The organism is Chromobacterium sp. CCUG 30098 (assembly GCF_059916605.1).
On the sequence record NZ_JAUCGS010000002.1, the window covers coordinates 402,094 to 417,514 of the forward strand.

Genomic DNA, 15,421 nt, shown 5'->3' on the forward strand with positions numbered 1-15,421 from the left:
ACGGGACGCGGCAAGCCGGTAAACTGCCGGGCATTGAACCCACACAGCGGCCGGCATGCGCATCCTCCACACCTCGGACTGGCACTTGGGCCAGCATTTCATCGGCAAAACCCGCCTGGCGGAGCACCAGGCCTTCATCCACTGGCTGCTGGAGCAGGCCGACGTCCACCGGGCCGACGTCGTGCTGGTGGCCGGCGACATTTTCGACACCGGCGCGCCGCCCAGCTACGCGCGCGAACTCTACAACGGCCTGATCGCCGCCGCTCATCGCGCCGGCGTGCAACTGGTGTTGCTGGGCGGCAATCACGACTCCGTGGCCACGCTGGCGGAAAGCCGCGCGCTGCTGTCCTATCTGTCCGCCAGCGTGGTGCCGGCCCTGAGCGAGGACCCGGCCGATCAGGTCCTGATGCTCAAGCGCCGCGACGGCGAGCCGGGCGCGCTGCTGTGCGCTTTGCCCTATATCCGCCCGCGCGACGTGCTGCGCAGCCAAGCCGGCCAGAGCGCCGAGCAAAAGCAGCAATCCTTGCAGGACGCCATACGCGAACGCTACCGGCAGGTGTACGAGCAAGCGCTCCGCCGCCGCGAACAATTGGGCCTGCCCCTGCCCATCGTCGCCAGCGGCCACCTGACCACGGTGGGCGCCAGCGCCAGCGAATCCGTGCGCGAAATCTACGTCGGCGCGCTGGAAGCCTTTCCCAGCAACGCCTTCCCGCCGGCCGACTACATCGCCCTGGGCCACATCCACCGGCCGCAGAAAGTGGGCGGCCACGAGCACATCCGTTACAGCGGCTCGCCCATCCCGCTGAGCTTCGACGAAGCCGGCCAGGGCAAGGAAGTGTTGCTGGCGGAGCTGGACGAGCAGGGCCTAGGCTCCGTCCGGCCGCTGGCGGTGCCTTGCTTCCAGCCCTTGCGTTCGGTGCGCGGCAGCCTGGCGCAGTTGCCGGCGCTGTTGGCGCAGGCGGCGGAGGCCGGCAGCGCGGAACGGCCGGTCTGGCTGGAGATCGTGGTCAGCGCAGACGACTACCTGAGCGATCTGTCCGCCCGCGCGCAGGCGCTGTGCGCCGATCTGCCGCTGGAGCTCTTGCGCGTGCGGCGCGACCGCGGGCAGGCCGCCTCAGGGCTGGCCTCGGCCGCCGGCGAAACCCTGGACGAACTGACGCCGCTGGACGTGTTCGAGCGCCGGCTGGCGCTGGAAACCCTTGATCCGCCGCTGCAGGAGCAACTGCGGCTGCGCTATCGCGAAACCCTGGCCGCCCTGCGGGAGGAACAGGCATGAAGATACTGAGCCTGCGCCTGAAAAACCTCAACTCGCTGCAAGGCGAATGGAAGCTGGATTTCAGCGCCGAACCCTTCGCCGGCAGCGGCTTGTTCGCCATCACCGGCCCCACCGGCGCGGGCAAATCCACCTTGCTGGACGCCATCTGCCTGGCGCTCTACCACAAGACGCCAAGGCTGGACGCCGTGACCCAGGGCAGCAACGACATCATGAGCCGGCACACCGCGGACTGCCTGGCGGAAGTGGAGTTCGAAGTCAAAGGCCGGCGTTACCGCGCCTTCTGGAGCCAGCGCCGCGCCCGCGACAAGCCGGACGGCGCGCTGCAAGCGCCCAAGGTGGAGCTGGCCGACGCCGACGGCGAGATCCTCAGCAGCCAGGTGGCGGACAAGCTCAAGCGCGTCGAAGCCATCACCGGCCTGGATTACGAACGCTTCACCAAGTCCATGCTGCTGGCGCAAGGCGGTTTCGCCGCCTTCCTCAATGCCGACGCCAACGCGCGCGCGGAACTGCTGGAAGAACTGACCGGCAGCGAAATCTACGGCCTGATCTCGCAACAGGTGTTCGAGCGCGCCCGCGACGCGCGCCAGACCCTGGAGCAATGGCAGGCGCGCGCCGACGGCGTGGAGCTGCTGGAACCGGAGCGGCGCGCGGACATGGAGGCCAGGCTGGCCGCGCTGGGCGCGGCCTCGCGCCAGGCGCAGGCGGACTGGGAGCTGGCGCGCAAGCAATGGCAGTGGCGCGAAGCCCTTGAACAGGCGCGGCGTCAGAGCGCGGACGCCGACGAGGCGTGGCGGCGGGCCAGCGAGCAGGAGGCGCGGGCGGAGCCGGAACTGGCGTGTTTGCGCCGCGACGAGCCGGCGCAGCGCATCCTGCCGCAATGGCGGGAAGCGGAGCAGGCGCGGGCGGAGCTGCTGCGTCTGAGCGCGGAAAGCCAGGCGCTTGGCCATGCGCAAGCGGCGCGGAACGCGGACTGGCAGGCCGGCCATTGGCGGGCCTTGAGCCAGGCCCGCCGGCTGGAGCGGACCCAAGGAGCGCGTCTGGACGCACTCAAGGCCGCGGCGGAGGAACAAGAGGCCGCCGCCCGGCGTCTGGGACACCACGCTCGCCTGGGCGAGTTGCTGGAACGTTGGCGCGCCGGTTTCGATCAACAGCAGCGCTTGCGGCAACAGCGCGACGGCTGCGCCGCGCGCGTCGCGGAGCTGGACGCCCGGACGCTGAACCAGCGACAGGGCCTGGCGGCCTTGAACGCGGAGACCGAAGCGGCGGAAGGGCGCGGCCTGGAGACCGCCGCCGCGCTGCGGCGGGCGGAAGAGGGCGGCCGGGCGGCGCTGGACGGCCGCAGCCTGGCCGAATGGCGTGAGCAATGGCAGCGCGCGCTGCGCCAAAACACGGCCTTGCGCGGCCTGGCGACGCTGGCTGCCGAACTGAAGCCGCTGGAAGAGCGGCTGGCCGGACGGCGCGAGGAAAGAGCGGCGCAGGAGGCCGAGCGAGCGCGCCGCGACGCCGACTTGCAGCGGCTGCGCGCCGATTACCGGCTAGCGCAGGAACAAACGGCGGACAAGCGGCGGCTGCTGGAGCAGGAGCGGCGCATTCTCAGCCTGGAACAGCACCGCGCCGCCTTGCGGCCGGGCGAACCCTGCCCCTTATGCGGCGCTTGCGAGCACCCGGCGGTGGCCGCCTATCAGGCGCTGGACATCGGCGCCGCCGAAGCGGCCTTGAACGCCAAGGAGGCCGCGCTGGAGACGCTGCGAGAACAAGGCCAGCAGGCGGCGGCGCAGCTGGCGCGCGACGAAGCGCAGCTGCGCCAGCTGGACGCGGCGACGGAACAGGAACAAGCGCGCCGCGAAACCCTGGCCGCGCAATGGCTGAGCGAGGGCGCGCCCTGGGGGCTGGCGGACGGGGACTGGCGCGGACCGCGGCTGGAACAGGCCTGCCGGGACGCGGAAGGGCTGCAGCAGCGGCAGGAAAGCGCGCTGCGCGCCGCGGAACAGGCGGAAGCGGCGCTGGAACGGGCGCGCGCGGACGCGCAGCGGCAAAGCGAGGCCGTTCAGGCGCTGGGCCAGAAACGGGCCTTGCAAGAACACGGCCTGCGTAGCCTGGAACAGAGCCTGCAAACGCTGCGGGACGAGCTCGCGCAGCGCGAGGCCGAGCTGCGGGAACTGGCCGGCGGCCGCGACGCCGACATCGCCGCCGCCGGCTTCGAGGCCCCGGAAGCGGGGCAGGAGGCCGGCTGGCTGGAACAGCGCGCCGCCGATTGGCGGGACTGGAAAGATTTGGAACTGGCTCGCCGGCAAGCGGAAACCGACGCGGAGGCCCAGGCCGCCGCGTACCGGCTCGCCGGAGAACGCGTCGCGGATTGGGACGCGCGCTGGCGGGCGCTGCGGCTGCCGGACGGCGCGCCGTCGCAGGAGGACGGCGATGCCGAGGCCGCCTGGCTGGCCGCGGTCGCGGATTGCGAGGAATCCGCGCGGACCCTGGCCCAGATCCAGGGCGCGCTGGAACGGGCGGACAGCGACGCCGCGCGCCAGCGGCGGCGCGCCGAGGACGCGGAACAGGCCTGGGGCCAAGCCCTGGCCGCCAGCCCGTTTGCGGACGCCGCCGCCTTTCTGGCGGCGGCCTTGCCGGAGGCCGAGCGCGAGCGCTTGAGCGCGCTCGGCCGGCAACTGGAGCGGGAAAGGCTGAGCGCGGCGGCGTTGCGGCAACAGGCCGCGGAACGGCTGGCGGCGCTGGAGCGGGACAACGCCTCGCCGCAGCCGGAACCGGAATTGCGCCAGCGCATGGAAGCGCTGGACGCCGAGCGGCAAAGCCTGGCCGGCGAGGACGGCGCCTTGCGCGCCCTGCTCGACAACGACGCCGCGCGCCGCGACGGCCAGCGCGAGCTGTTCGCCCGCATCGACGGCCTGCGCGAGGAGGCCGACGTTTGGCAGCGCTTGAACGGCCTGATCGGCTCCGCCGGCGGCGACAAATACCGCCGCTTCGCCCAGGGTCTGACGCTGGAGCATCTGGTGGCGCTGGCCAACCGCCACCTGAGCCGGCTGCACGGCCGCTATTGGCTGCGCCGCCGCGCCGACGGCGAGCTGGAGCTGGAAATCGTCGACAGCTGGCAGGCCGACGCCGCGCGCGACACCCGCACCCTGTCCGGCGGCGAAAGCTTCCTGGTCAGCCTGGCGCTGGCGCTGGCCTTGTCCGACCTGGCCAGTCACAAAACCTCGATCGATTCGCTGTTCCTGGACGAGGGCTTCGGCACTCTGGACGGCGACACGCTGGAACTGGCGCTGGATGCCCTGGACGCGCTCAACGCCGGCGGCAAGACCATAGGCGTGATCAGCCATGTGGAGGCCTTGAAGGAGCGCATCCCGGTGCAGATCCGGGTGGGTCGGGCCGGCGCCGCCGGTTGCTCCGCGCTGACGGTGAGCGGCTAAGAAGCTGTTCACGATCGGCTGCGCGTCGTTGAGAGGCGACCGGGTGAGGGCCGCTTCGAAATGCTGATGCGCCGCGTGTGCATTCGGCTTTCTCAGCGGTTTTCGCCTCGCTCTGGCTTGGAGACCATGAACAGGCCCGCCTCAGCCGGCGGCGAAGTCGGCGAGCGCGGCGCCGTCCATCCGGTAGCGCACCCATTCCGCCTGCGGCTTGGCGCCGATGGACAGGTAAAAGTCTATGGCCGGCTGGTTCCAGTCCAGCACGCTCCATTCGAAGCGGCCGCAGCCGTGTTCCACCGCCAGCTGGGCCAGGCGGCGCAGCATCAGCTTGCCGGCGCCGCCGCCGCGTTGCCGCGGCGAAATATACAGGTCTTCCAGATACAGGCCCTGCTTGGCTTGCCAGGTGGAATAGCTGAAGAAGTAGACGGCGTAGCCGGCCGGTTCGCCGTCCACCTCGCAAATCAGCGCCCGCGCCGGGCTGTCCGCGCCAAACAGGCTGGAGACGATGCTGTCCTCGGTGGCGGCCACTTGATCGCCGGCGCGTTCGTAGACGGCCAGCTCCTTGATGAGGCGCAGGATCAGCGCGGCGTCTTGGGCTTGGGCGGGGCGGATATGGATGGACATGGACGGAACCTGAATAGTGGTGAATGGATTAAGCGCTATACTACGGCCAAGACAAACTGCATGCGTTGCATTGTTTTCAAGTCATGATGAATATCCTGCATTCCGACCTGCGCCGCTTGGACCTGAATCTACTGCTGGTCTTCGACGCCTTGCTGCGCCAGCGCTCGGTCAGCGCCGCCGCCGACGAACTGGCGATGAGCCCGTCGGCGTTCAGCCACGCGCTGGCGCGGCTGCGCGCCGCCCTGGGCGACGATCTCTTTGTGCGCATCGGCAATGCGATGCAGCCCACCGCCTACGCGGAAAGACTGGCCGGCGCGGTGAGCGCCGCGCTGGAAACGCTGTCGCAGGGGCTGGCCGAGGCCGGCGGTTTCCAGCCGGAGCGCAGCGAACGGGCTTTTGTGATCGCGGTGACCGACTACACCGCCTTCGCGGTGATGCCGCGCCTGCTGGCGGGCTTGCAGCGGGCGGCGCCGCGGCTGCGTTTCAAGCTGGTGCATTCCCGCGGCCGCGAGTCCGCCGAGGATCTGGCCGCCGGCCGCATAGACTTCGCGCTGGGTTATGTCGAGGAGATTGCGGAGCCGGCGGCCGGGATTGAAAGCTTCGACTGGCTGGAAGACCGCTACGTGGCCATCGTCAGCCGCGCCCATCCGCGCATCCGGGACGGCCTCAGCCTGGATCAATACCTGGCGGCGCGCCACGTGGTGGTGACGCCCTGGGGAGAAAGCCGCGGCGGCATCGATCGCGCGCTGGAGCGCCGGGGCCTGCGCCGCGACGTGGCGCTGCAACTGCCGTCGGTGCTGGCCGCGCCCTTCATCATCGCGGAGTCCGAATGGATCATGACGCTGCCGCGGCTGGCGGCGCAGGCCTTGAGCCAGGCCGCGCCCATCGCCGTCCACGCCGCCCCGTTCGATATCCCGTCCTACACCCTCAAGGTGTACAGCCACGCCCGCCACGGCCGCAGCGCCGCCCATGATTGGCTGCGCGCGCAATTGCGCGCCTGCGCGCCGTCGCTTCAGGCTTAGAAGGTGTCGACGCTCTTGCGAGCGAGAGCGAGACAAGGCGTTGCGGCTGAAGAAGCGGAGTGTTCCAGCGGCGGACGAGCATTCTGACGCCGTACTCGCCGCGTAAGGCTCCACGACGCGCAGCAGATCGTAAACAGGCTCTTAGCGCCGGCTCAGCCCAGCCGTCGCGTCCAATGCCCCTGGATGCGCAGGGCTTGGAAATAGCGCTCCGGCGCGGCGAAACCGGCGTTTTGCAGCAAGGCTCGCTGTTCGGCCTCGGTCAAGGGGTGGAAATCGCGCTCCAGCTTGAGCCGCATCTGGGCGGCGTCCTCCGCGCTCATGCCCAGGCTTTGAGAAGCGTGGCCGCCGGCGGCGGCCAGCGCGGCGGATGGGGCCGCGGCAAGGTCGGCCAGCAGCAGCGGGGCCTCCGGCCGCAGTCTGGAGCGGGCGGCGCTCAGCAGCGCCAGCTTGGCCGGAGAAGGCAGGAAATGCAGCACCAGCAGGCAGAGCGCCGCGTCGAACTCCGTTTCCGGCAAGGCGTCCAGCGCGCAGGGGCGGAAATCCACGCGGCCGGCGACATCCGCTTGCTCCAGGCGCCGCCGCGCAATGGCCAGCATGTCGGCGGACGGGTCTTGCGCGCAAAAGCGCCAGCCGGGATGCCGCCGCGCCAGCGCGAGGGTGTCGCTGCCGGTGCCGGCGCCGACGATCAGCACGCGCGCATCGGCGGGCAACAGGCCGGCGAGCAAGGCCTCGCTCAATTGGTGCAGCAGGGCGTAGCCCGGAATCAGCCTGGCGATGCGCTCGTCGTAGCCGTCGGACCCGCCGCCTTGAAATCTGTCCATACCTTTTCCCCTTAAAAACGAGGCGCCCTGGGCGCAATGACAGGCGTGGCGGCGGCTGGGCCTGAAATGCGCTTATCATGGTGGCTTCAAGCATGCGCGGTCAAGCCGGGCCGTTGTTCGGGGCGGCCGCGCCAGGAGAAGCCGATGCAAGCAGAATGGAGCGGTCTGGACCGCTATTTCACCGCGGCGTTGCGGGTGGAGGACGGCGTTTTGAACGGCGCGCTGGCGGCCAACGCCGCCGCCGGCCTGCCGGCGCAGGACGTGTCGCCGCTGCAAGGGCGCTTTCTGCATATTCTGGCGCGTTTGATGCAGGCGCGGCGGGTGCTGGAGATCGGCACCCTGGGCGGCTACAGCACCATCTGGCTGGCGCGGGCGCTGCCGGCAGACGGCCGGGTGGTGACCTTGGAAGCCAATCCGGCGCACGCGGACACGGCGCGGGCCAATCTCGCCGCCGCCGGCGTGGCGGACAAGGTGGAACTGCGGGAAGGCCCGGCGCTGGACAGCCTGCCGCTGCTGGCCGGGGGCGAGCCCTTCGATCTGATCTTCATCGACGCCGACAAACCCAACAACCCGGCTTATCTGGAATGGGCGCTGAAGCTGGCGCGCCCCGGCGCCGCCATCGTCGGCGACAATGTGGCGCGCGGCGGGGCGGTGGCCAATGTGGTCAGCCAAGATCCCGGCGTGCGCCGCTTCATAGAAGACATGGGCGCCGAGCCGCGGCTGACCGCCACCGCGCTGCAAACCGTGGGCGTCAAGGGTTGGGACGGGTTTTCCATCGCCATCGTCAATGAAACGGCCTGAGAAGCTGTTTACGATCTGCTGCGCGTCGTGAGACGTGACACGGTGAGTACCGCTTCGAAATGCTCATGTACCGTGACACTCCGCTTTCTCAGCGGTTTTCGCCTTGTCTCGCCTGAGCTCGCAAGATCGTAAACACGTTCCGAGCGCCGGCTCGCGGGAAGGCAAACCGGCGCGCGCGCTCAAGAGCAGGCGGAGTCCAGCGCCGGATTCGCGTCCGTTTCCTCCGTCTGCGTCTGAGCGACGCCGCGCAGGAACAGCGCCACCACCAGCGCGCTGAGCACGGTCAGGGCGGACAGCACCGTCAGCAGCCGTTGGAAGGCGGCGGCGTAAGCCTGGGACAGCGCCTCCGGCGCGAGGCCGGGCAAGAACTCGCCGACGGCGGCCAGCTTGCCCAGCGCCCCCTGGCTGGCGGCCGCGGCCAGCGCCTGGGGCGCCGCCGCGGACAAGGGGGCGAGACGTTGTTGCAGCAGGGCCGCCAGCAGCGCGCCCACCAAGGCCAGCGCAATGCCTTCGCCCGCCACCCGCGTGGTGCTGAATATGCCGGCGGCCATGCCGGCGCGCTCTTTGGGCACCACGCTGACCGCCAGACCGTCCATCAGGCCCCAGGGCAGGCTGATGCCCACGCCTATCAGCAGCAAGGGCCACAGGGTCTGTTGCAGCGCGGACAGCTGCGGATAGCGGCTAAGCCACCACAGCCCCAGCGCGCACAGCAGCAGGCCGCCGGCGGACAGAACCGCGGCGGACAGCCAGCGCGTCAGCCAGGCCGCGCACAGCGGCAGCGCCAGCATGGGCGCGGACAAGGCCAGCATCACCCGGCCGGCCTCCGCCTCGCTGACGCCTTCCGCCCCCACCAGGCGCAGCGGCAGCAGCACCAGCAAGACCACGAAGGCGTAAGCCGGCGCGGCGGCCAGACATTGCACGCCGACAAAGCGCGGATAGCGGAACAGGCTCAGGTCCAGCATGGGACGCGCCGCGCGGCGCTCCAGCGCCACGAACAGCCAGAACGCGGCTACGGCCCCCAAGAGCAGGGCAATCACCCGCGGGCTGCTCCAGCCCAGCTCCGGCGCCGCCAGCGCGCCGTAAGTCAGCAGGCTCAGCGCCAGCGTGAAGCTGAGCGCGCCCGGCCAATCCAGGCCGGCGGCCTGAGGGTCGCGCGATTCGCGCATGCAATAGACGGCCAGGCCCAAGGCGAGCAGGCCCACCAGGCCGGCCAGCGCGAAGATGGAACGCCAACCCAGCGCCTGAATCAGATAGCCGCACAGCAAGGGGCCAAAAGCCAGGCCGATGCCGAAGGTGGTGCCTATCAGGCTGAAGGCCCGCGTGCGCGCCGCGCCGGCGAAGCTTTGCGCCAGCGCCGCCAGGCCGCTGGCGAAGGACAGCGCCGCGCCCAGGCCTTGGGCCGCGCGCAGCAAGTCCAGCCACAGCAGGCTGCCGACCAGGAACAAGCCCAGCGAGGACAGGGAGAACAGGCCAATGCCGAGCAGAAACACCCGTTTGCGGCCGTATTGATCGGCCAGCGCGCCGGCCGCCATCAGGCAGCCGCCGAAAGTGAGCATGAAAGCGTTGGTGACCCAAGTCAGGGCCAGCGCGTCGCCGCCCAGCTCGCGGCCTATCGCGGTCAAGGCCAGCGCCGGGCCGGTGAAGCTGAGCGGCGTGGTCAGCGCGGCCAGGCAGACCGCGGCCAGGGTCAGTAAAGGAGCGCGTTGGGAGGGCGCCGGTTTGGAGGGATGCATGATTTCGCCTTTCAAAGAGTGGGACAAGCGCCCGCGCGGCGCGGCGGGCGGATGCGGATGGTCATTGGGCGAACACATGATAATTTGACGGCAATTGACGAAAAACAGGCGCTGTGTCCAAATTAAGCGGACAAAAAATCCTCAATAAGGACGTGGGCATGGATAGTTTGAGCAGTTTGGCCGCTTTTGTACGCGCCGCGGAGGCGCAAAGCTTTGTCGGCGCCGGCCGCGCGCTGGGCGTGTCCTCATCCGCCGTGGGCAAGAGCGTGGCGCGGCTGGAAGAAAAACTGGGCGTGCGGCTGTTACAGCGCAGCACCCGTCATGTGCGGCTGACGGCGGAGGGCGAATTGTTCTACGAACGCTGCCGCCGCATCCTGGACGATATCGACGACGCCGAGGCCGAACTGGCGCAGAGCCGCGCCGCGCCGCGCGGCAAGCTGCGGGTCAGCCTGCCGGTGGTGGGGTATCGCATGTTGCTGCCCATCCTGCCGGATTTCATGCGGCGTTACCCGGAAGTGGAGCTGGACCTGGATTTCTCCGACCGCATGGTGGACGTGATAGAAGAGGGCCTGGACGCGGTGGTGCGCAGCGGCCCGTTGGCGGATTCCCGGCTGATGGCGCGGCCCTTGGGGCCCTTCCGTCTGCTGGTGGTGGGCTCGCCGGGCTATCTGCGCGAGCGCGGCGCGCCGCAAAGCCCGGAGGACCTGGCCCATCACGCCTGCCTGCGCTATCGCTTCCCCAGCACCGGCAAGCTGCAGACCTGGGCGCTGGACGGCGCGCCGGCCGGCCAGGACTGGCCGCCCAGCAGCGCCTTGAGCTGCAACAATATCGAGGCGCTGATCTGCGCCGCCAGCCAGAATCAGGGCCTGGCGTACTTGCCGGACTTCATCGTGCGCGACGCGCTGGCCGCCGGCCGGCTGCAAATCGTGTTGGAGCCCTATCTGGGCCAGACCGGCATGTTCCATGTGCTGTGGCCGTCCAGCCGCCAGCTGTCGCCCAAGCTGCGCGTCTTCGTGGACTTCTTATGCCAGCGCATGTTCGCGCCGGCGGGCGGGGCGGCGTGAGCGCCGCCTACGCGCCGCGCTGACGGCGGAAAGCCCACCAGGCGGCCAAGAGGCTGAAGCCGGCCACCAGCAGCACCAGCACCCAAAAGCCGTGCGGATGATTGGCCAGCGGCACGCCGCCCACGTTCATGCCGAAGAAACCGGCGACGATATTGATGGGCAGCGCCAGCACCGTCACCAGGGTCAGCGTGAACAGGGTGCGGTTGCTCTGCTCATTCAGGCGCGCCGCCAGTTCTTCCTGCAAAAGCTTGATCCGTTCCACCAAGGCGGCCAGATCGTTCAGCGTCAGCGCAAATTCCTCGGAAGACTGACGCAGCGCCTGCGCGTCGGCCGCGTCCAGCCAGGCCGGCGGCCGGTTCAGCAGGCGGAACAGCGCGCTGGGCTCGGGCGCCAGCAGGCGCTGCAAGCGCACCAGGGAACGCCGCATCGCCGCCAGCTGCGCGCGCTGATCGTCCAGCCTTTGCGCCAGCAGCCTGTCTTCCAGCACATCCACCTGCGCGCCGCTGGCGCGTACGATGCCGGCTAGCGCGTCCGCCTGGTTTTGCAGCAAATGCACCAGCAAGGCCGCCGGCGAGCGGAAGGCCGCGCCGGCGCGCACCGCCGCGCGCAGCCGGTCCACCGAGTGCAGCGGCTTGACGCGCGCGGTGATCAGCACCCGCGGCTGAGCATGCGCCCACAGGGTGGCGATGTCCGACGAGGCCAGGCCAAAGCTGAAAGCCACGTCGTTGATCACCGCCAGCAAGGCCTGATCCAGCAATTCGATGCGGGTGGAGTTGGAGCCGCCGCGCAAGGCCTCGAAAAAATCTTCCTGCAAGGGCAAGGCCGCGCGCAGCCAGCGTTCGCTGGCGGCATTGGCCAGATTGAAATGCAGCCATAGAAAGGCGTCGCCGTCCGGCGGCGCGCGTAGCCAGGCTTGCGCCTGAGCGGAATCGATCTCTTCGCCGGCGCAATCCGGATGAAAGCGAAAGCCACAGATCAGCCCGGCCTGGTCCGAGCCGTATTGCTGCTGGGTAATGACGTGGTTCATGGCGCGCGGCCGACATGGTGGAATACAGCTCAGCTTAGGCGCGGCGGATGACGAAATGGTGACGATGAGATGAAGGGGAGGGGGCTGAAGTTTTTTTGGGGGGCTTTGATATCTGGGTGCTTAATATGTTTTTCTGGCCTGTGCGAAGGCTTTGATGCCAAAGGGATTTTGTTTTAATCAGTACCAGCCGGCAAGCCCGACGCGCGTCCGCCGTGCCGCGTCAGATCAAGTCCGGCCGGCTTTGGGTTTGCCTGCGATAGGCGGCGGGTGAGACAATCCGGCGCTGACATGGTTCACGCACTGTTCTACAATGCCAACCGTATATTTTTGACCCTGCCCGCGGGCAGGTTTTTTTATTGGGAGACGTCTGAGCCATGACTTGGCAGGATTTCAAGACGCAATACCTGGTGCGCTTCTGGGCGCCGGTGCCGGCGGTGATCGCCGCCGGGGTGTTGTCCGCTTATTATTTCGGCATTACCGGCACTTTCTGGGCGGTGACCGGGGAGTTCACGCGCTGGGGCGGGCACGCCTTGCAGCTGTTTGGCTTCCATCCGGAAACCTGGGGCTATTTCAAGGTGATCCATCTTGAGGGCACGCCGCTGGACCGCGTGGACGGCATGATGATCATAGGCATGTTCGCCGGCTGTCTGTCCGCGGCCTTGTGGGCCAATAACGTCAAGCTGCGCATGCCGCATCATCGCGTCCGCATTGCGCAGGCGGTGCTGGGCGGCTTGATCGCCGGTTTTGGCGCGCGGCTGGCCATGGGCTGCAATCTGGCGGCCTTCTTCACCGGCATTCCGCAGTTTTCCCTGCATGCCTGGCTGTTTGCGCTGGCCACCGCGGCCGGTTCCTGGTTGGGCGCGCGCGTGACCATGCTGCCGGTGTTCCGCATTCCGGTGAAGCTGCAGAAGGTGAGCGCGCCGCAGCCCTTGCAGCAGCGCGAGGACCAGGCGCGGCGTCGTTTCCGCCTGGGCATGCTGATTTTCGTCGCCTTCACGCTGTGGGCGCTGGCCCGCACCTTCTCCATGCCCAAGCTGGGGCTGGCGGCCTTGTTCGGCCTGGCTTTCGGTCTGATCATCGAACGCGCGCAGGTGTGCTTCACCTCAGCCTTCCGCGATTTGTGGCTGACCGGCCGCACCCAGATGGCCAAGGCCATCATCGCCGGCATGGCGGTGAGCGTGATTGGCGTGTACAGCTATGTGCAGCTGGGCGTGCCGCCCAAGATTCTGTGGGCCGGCCCCAATGCGGTGATAGGCGGGGTCTTGTTCGGCTTCGGCATCGTGCTGGCCGGCGGCTGCGAAACCGGCTGGATGTATCGCGCGGTGGAGGGCCAGGTGCATTACTGGTGGGTGGGGCTGGGCAATATCGTCGGCGCCACCTTGCTGGCGGCGTGGTGGGACGATATCGCGCCGGCGGTGGCCACTGATTACGCCAAGGTCAACCTGCTGGCGGTGTTTGGCCCGCAAGGCGGCCTGGTGCTCACTTACGCGATGTTGGCGCTGGCGATGCTGGCGGTGATGTGGTGGGAAAAACGCTTTTTCGCCAATAAGGCGCAGGCGGCTAGATTCAGCAAGGAGGCGGCATGAGCAAGCAGAGTTATACCCCAAATTACCGTTTGGACATGATGGGCGAGCCTTGCCCGTATCCGGCGGTGGCCACGCTGGAGGCGATGCCGCAGCTTCAGCCGGGCGAAATCCTGGAGGTGGTGACCGATTGCCCGCAGTCGATCAACAACATCCCGCTGGACGCCAAGAACCATGGCTACACCGTGCTGGAAATCCAGCAGGACGGCCCGACGATACGTTATCTGATCCAGCGTTGAGCCTGTGTAAATAGTGCCATTCCGCCGCTGGGGCGGAACCCGACGGCCTGTCGTTCACTCACTTATTAAGTGTTTTGGCGGCAGGCCGTTGTCGTATGCGGCCGGCCTTGGTTTCCCTTATTGAATAAAGGTGTTGCCATGTACTCATTCAGCCGCGGTCTCGCCCGCTTGGCTCTTGTCTGTGTTCCCATTGCGCCGGCGCTGGCCGGCACCGGTTCCGCCCATCTCAACTATCCCAATGTGTCCGCCGACATCCTGATGATGACGGTGAAGGTGTTGAACACGCATCAGCACACTTATTACGAGACCCTGGGTTGGAACGGCGGCCGCGATGCCGGCGGCTATACCGGCATTCAGAGCCACAACAACGGCGCGCCGGCCTATATCTTTTCAATCTGGGACCCGGTGTCGGTGCACGACGTGCCGATACGCGCGGTGTACGCCAAGCCCGGCGCCAAGGTGGAACGCTTTGGCGGCGAGGGCGAGGGGCTGAAGTATTTCGATTTGCAGACCAAGTGGACGCTGGGCCAGCCGGTAACGTCCCTGGTGCGCAATTGGCAGCAAAACGGCCACACTTACTTTGGCATGTGGACGCGGGATGCGGCCACGCGGATTTGGACCCATCACGCCACTTTCGATTTCCCGGCGGCCAATATCGACTTCGCCGCCCAGTCCGCCAACAGCTTCATCGAGAACTGGAGCGGCCAGGCCAAGGAGGTGACCCGCAGCGCCGAGTATTACGATGTCTGGGCGCGCGGCGCTCAGGGCTGGCAGGCGATCAATCGCGCCACGCCCACCGTCACGGAACTGACGCCGGCTCAGGCCAAGCAACACGCGGTGTCCGCGCAGGGCCGCTTTGTGATGCAGCAGGGCGCGCCGCTGGCCGGCTTCCAATCTCCGTTGATTTCCACCGCCCGGCGTCCGGCCGCGCCGGAAGCGGATCCGGCCAAGATCGATCAGTTGAACGCCGCTTACGACGCCGCCGCGCGCGCGGTGACGGCGAGCTGGCAAACCAGCCCCTATGGCGCGCCGCAGTTCAAATACCAGCTCAGCGTCAGCGACGCGGCCAGCGGCAAGATCCTGGCGCAGGGCGGCGAAATCGCCGGCGAGCGCCGCGCGGCCAGCTTGAAGCTGCCGGCGGGAACGCCGACGCCGGCCAAGCTGCAAGTGAATCTGACCGTGACCGACGTGCTGGACCGCAGCGACGCGCGCGCCGGCAAGCTGATAGACAGCAGCGCCGTCGGGCCGCAGGCGGGCAAGTCTTACCGGCTGCAGTCCCTGAGCAGCGGGCTGTGGCTGACGGTCAAGGACAATAGCGCGTCCGCCGGCGCGGCCGTCGTTCAGCAGGCCGCCGCCGGGCAAAACCAGGTGTGGCAGCTGGCCGCCAGCGGCGACGGCTATCAATTGATCGCCGCGCATTCCCGGCAGTGTCTGGACGTGGAGGGCGGCGCCAAGCAGGACGGCGGCAAGCTGATTCAGTGGCCGTGCAGCGGCCAGGCCAATCAGCGTTTCAGCCTGAAGGCGGACGGAGCCGGCGCGTACAGCCTGGCGGGCGCGCAGGCCGGTAAATGCCTGGACGTGGCCAATGCCTCGTCCCAGGCCGGCCAGCAACTGATTCAATGGAGCTGCCACGGCGGCGCGAATCAGCGCTGGCGTTTGCTGGCCGCGGAGTGAGCGTAGCCCGCGCCGTCAGGCGCGGGCGGCTGTTACGATCTGCTGCGCTGCGGCGGTACGGCGTTGAAAACACCTTCGAAATGCTCATGTACCGCTTGACCATTCCGCTTTCTCAGCCGTTTTCGCTTTGTCTCGCGC

At 68.4% G+C, this 15,421-nt stretch carries 12 protein-coding genes; 8 read left to right on the forward strand and 4 right to left on the reverse strand.

Annotated elements, in window-relative coordinates; genetic code table 11:
- Positions 1-55: 55 nt before the first annotated feature.
- Together sbcD and sbcC are read left to right on the forward strand one after the other, a co-directional pair.
- Entirely contained in the window at positions 56-1,276 is a 1,221-nt protein-coding gene (sbcD, locus tag QUG03_RS07535; protein ID WP_227108263.1) for an exonuclease subunit SbcD, read from the forward strand.
- The gene (sbcC, locus tag QUG03_RS07540; protein ID WP_500819742.1) at positions 1,273-4,698 is read left to right on the forward strand and encodes an exonuclease subunit SbcC; all 3,426 of its coding nucleotides are present in this window, start codon (positions 1,273-1,275) and stop codon (positions 4,696-4,698) included. Before sbcD ends, sbcC begins: the two co-directional genes overlap by 4 nt.
- 141 nt (positions 4,699-4,839) lie before the next feature.
- Here sbcC and QUG03_RS07545 read toward each other — a convergent pair whose 3' ends face one another.
- A complete protein-coding gene (locus QUG03_RS07545) occupies positions 4,840-5,319 on the reverse strand; it encodes a GNAT family N-acetyltransferase (protein WP_107799173.1) in 480 nt (159 codons plus the stop codon).
- An 86-nt stretch (positions 5,320-5,405) separates the two neighbouring features.
- Between QUG03_RS07545 and QUG03_RS07550 the strand changes: the two genes are divergently transcribed.
- Positions 5,406-6,341 carry a LysR family transcriptional regulator gene (locus QUG03_RS07550; protein ID WP_107799172.1) on the forward strand — a complete coding sequence of 312 codons (936 nt, stop codon included), beginning with the start codon at positions 5,406-5,408 and terminating at the stop codon, positions 6,339-6,341.
- A gap of 152 nt (positions 6,342-6,493) precedes the next feature.
- Here the strand turns inward: QUG03_RS07550 and QUG03_RS07555 are convergent, their stop codons facing one another.
- Positions 6,494-7,162 carry a class I SAM-dependent methyltransferase gene (locus QUG03_RS07555; protein ID WP_500819743.1) on the reverse strand — a complete coding sequence of 223 codons (669 nt, stop codon included), beginning with the start codon at positions 7,160-7,162 and terminating at the stop codon, positions 6,494-6,496.
- Between the two features lie 144 nt (positions 7,163-7,306).
- Here QUG03_RS07555 and QUG03_RS07560 point away from each other — a divergent pair, with 144 nt between their 5' ends.
- Positions 7,307-7,963 carry an O-methyltransferase gene (locus tag QUG03_RS07560; protein ID WP_500819744.1) on the forward strand — a complete coding sequence of 219 codons (657 nt, stop codon included), beginning with the start codon at positions 7,307-7,309 and terminating at the stop codon, positions 7,961-7,963.
- Positions 7,964-8,142: 179 nt separating this feature from the next.
- Here the strand turns inward: QUG03_RS07560 and QUG03_RS07565 are convergent, their stop codons facing one another.
- Entirely contained in the window at positions 8,143-9,696 is a 1,554-nt protein-coding gene (locus QUG03_RS07565) for an MFS transporter (protein ID WP_500819745.1), read from the reverse strand.
- A 158-nt stretch (positions 9,697-9,854) separates the two neighbouring features.
- Between QUG03_RS07565 and QUG03_RS07570 the strand changes: the two genes are divergently transcribed.
- A complete protein-coding gene (locus tag QUG03_RS07570; protein WP_500819746.1) occupies positions 9,855-10,760 on the forward strand; it encodes a LysR family transcriptional regulator in 906 nt (301 codons plus the stop codon).
- 7 nt (positions 10,761-10,767) lie between these two features.
- Here QUG03_RS07570 and QUG03_RS07575 read toward each other — a convergent pair whose 3' ends face one another.
- A complete protein-coding gene (locus QUG03_RS07575; RefSeq protein WP_107799168.1) occupies positions 10,768-11,787 on the reverse strand; it encodes a transporter in 1,020 nt (339 codons plus the stop codon).
- Positions 11,788-12,161: 374 nt separating this feature from the next.
- On the opposite strand from QUG03_RS07575, the gene yedE reads away from it, so the two are divergent.
- The 3 genes from yedE (at position 12,162) to QUG03_RS07590 (ending at position 15,283) form a co-directional block, all read left to right on the forward strand.
- Positions 12,162-13,373: a selenium metabolism membrane protein YedE/FdhT gene (yedE, locus tag QUG03_RS07580; RefSeq protein ID WP_227108292.1), complete on the forward strand. Its 1,212-nt coding sequence runs from the start codon at positions 12,162-12,164 to the stop codon at positions 13,371-13,373.
- On the forward strand, positions 13,370-13,609 hold the full coding sequence (gene yedF, locus QUG03_RS07585; protein WP_019100738.1) for a sulfurtransferase-like selenium metabolism protein YedF: 240 nt from the start codon (positions 13,370-13,372) through the stop codon (positions 13,607-13,609). Before yedE ends, yedF begins: the two co-directional genes overlap by 4 nt.
- 138 nt (positions 13,610-13,747) lie before the next feature.
- Positions 13,748-15,283 (forward strand): DUF3472 domain-containing protein, encoded by a 1,536-nt coding sequence (locus tag QUG03_RS07590; RefSeq protein ID WP_500819747.1) that lies wholly within the window; start codon positions 13,748-13,750, stop codon positions 15,281-15,283.
- Positions 15,284-15,421: the final 138 nt, after the last annotated feature.

Bases quoted from the DNA above. Each gene is read 5' to 3' on its own strand.
- sbcD (WP_227108263.1), top strand. From the start codon at position 56: ATGCGCATCCTCCACACCTCGGACTGGCACTTGGGCCAGCATTTCATC.
- sbcC (WP_500819742.1), top strand. From the start codon at position 1,273: ATGAAGATACTGAGCCTGCGCCTGAAAAACCTCAACTCGCTGCAAGGC.
- QUG03_RS07545 (WP_107799173.1), bottom strand. From the start codon at position 5,319: ATGTCCATCCATATCCGCCCCGCCCAAGCCCAAGACGCCGCGCTGATC.
- QUG03_RS07550 (WP_107799172.1), top strand. From the start codon at position 5,406: ATGAATATCCTGCATTCCGACCTGCGCCGCTTGGACCTGAATCTACTG.
- QUG03_RS07555 (WP_500819743.1), bottom strand. From the start codon at position 7,162: ATGGACAGATTTCAAGGCGGCGGGTCCGACGGCTACGACGAGCGCATC.
- QUG03_RS07560 (WP_500819744.1), top strand. From the start codon at position 7,307: ATGCAAGCAGAATGGAGCGGTCTGGACCGCTATTTCACCGCGGCGTTG.
- QUG03_RS07565 (WP_500819745.1), bottom strand. From the start codon at position 9,696: ATGCATCCCTCCAAACCGGCGCCCTCCCAACGCGCTCCTTTACTGACC.
- QUG03_RS07570 (WP_500819746.1), top strand. From the start codon at position 9,855: ATGGATAGTTTGAGCAGTTTGGCCGCTTTTGTACGCGCCGCGGAGGCG.
- QUG03_RS07575 (WP_107799168.1), bottom strand. From the start codon at position 11,787: ATGAACCACGTCATTACCCAGCAGCAATACGGCTCGGACCAGGCCGGG.
- yedE (WP_227108292.1), top strand. From the start codon at position 12,162: ATGACTTGGCAGGATTTCAAGACGCAATACCTGGTGCGCTTCTGGGCG.
- yedF (WP_019100738.1), top strand. From the start codon at position 13,370: ATGAGCAAGCAGAGTTATACCCCAAATTACCGTTTGGACATGATGGGC.
- QUG03_RS07590 (WP_500819747.1), top strand. From the start codon at position 13,748: ATGTACTCATTCAGCCGCGGTCTCGCCCGCTTGGCTCTTGTCTGTGTT.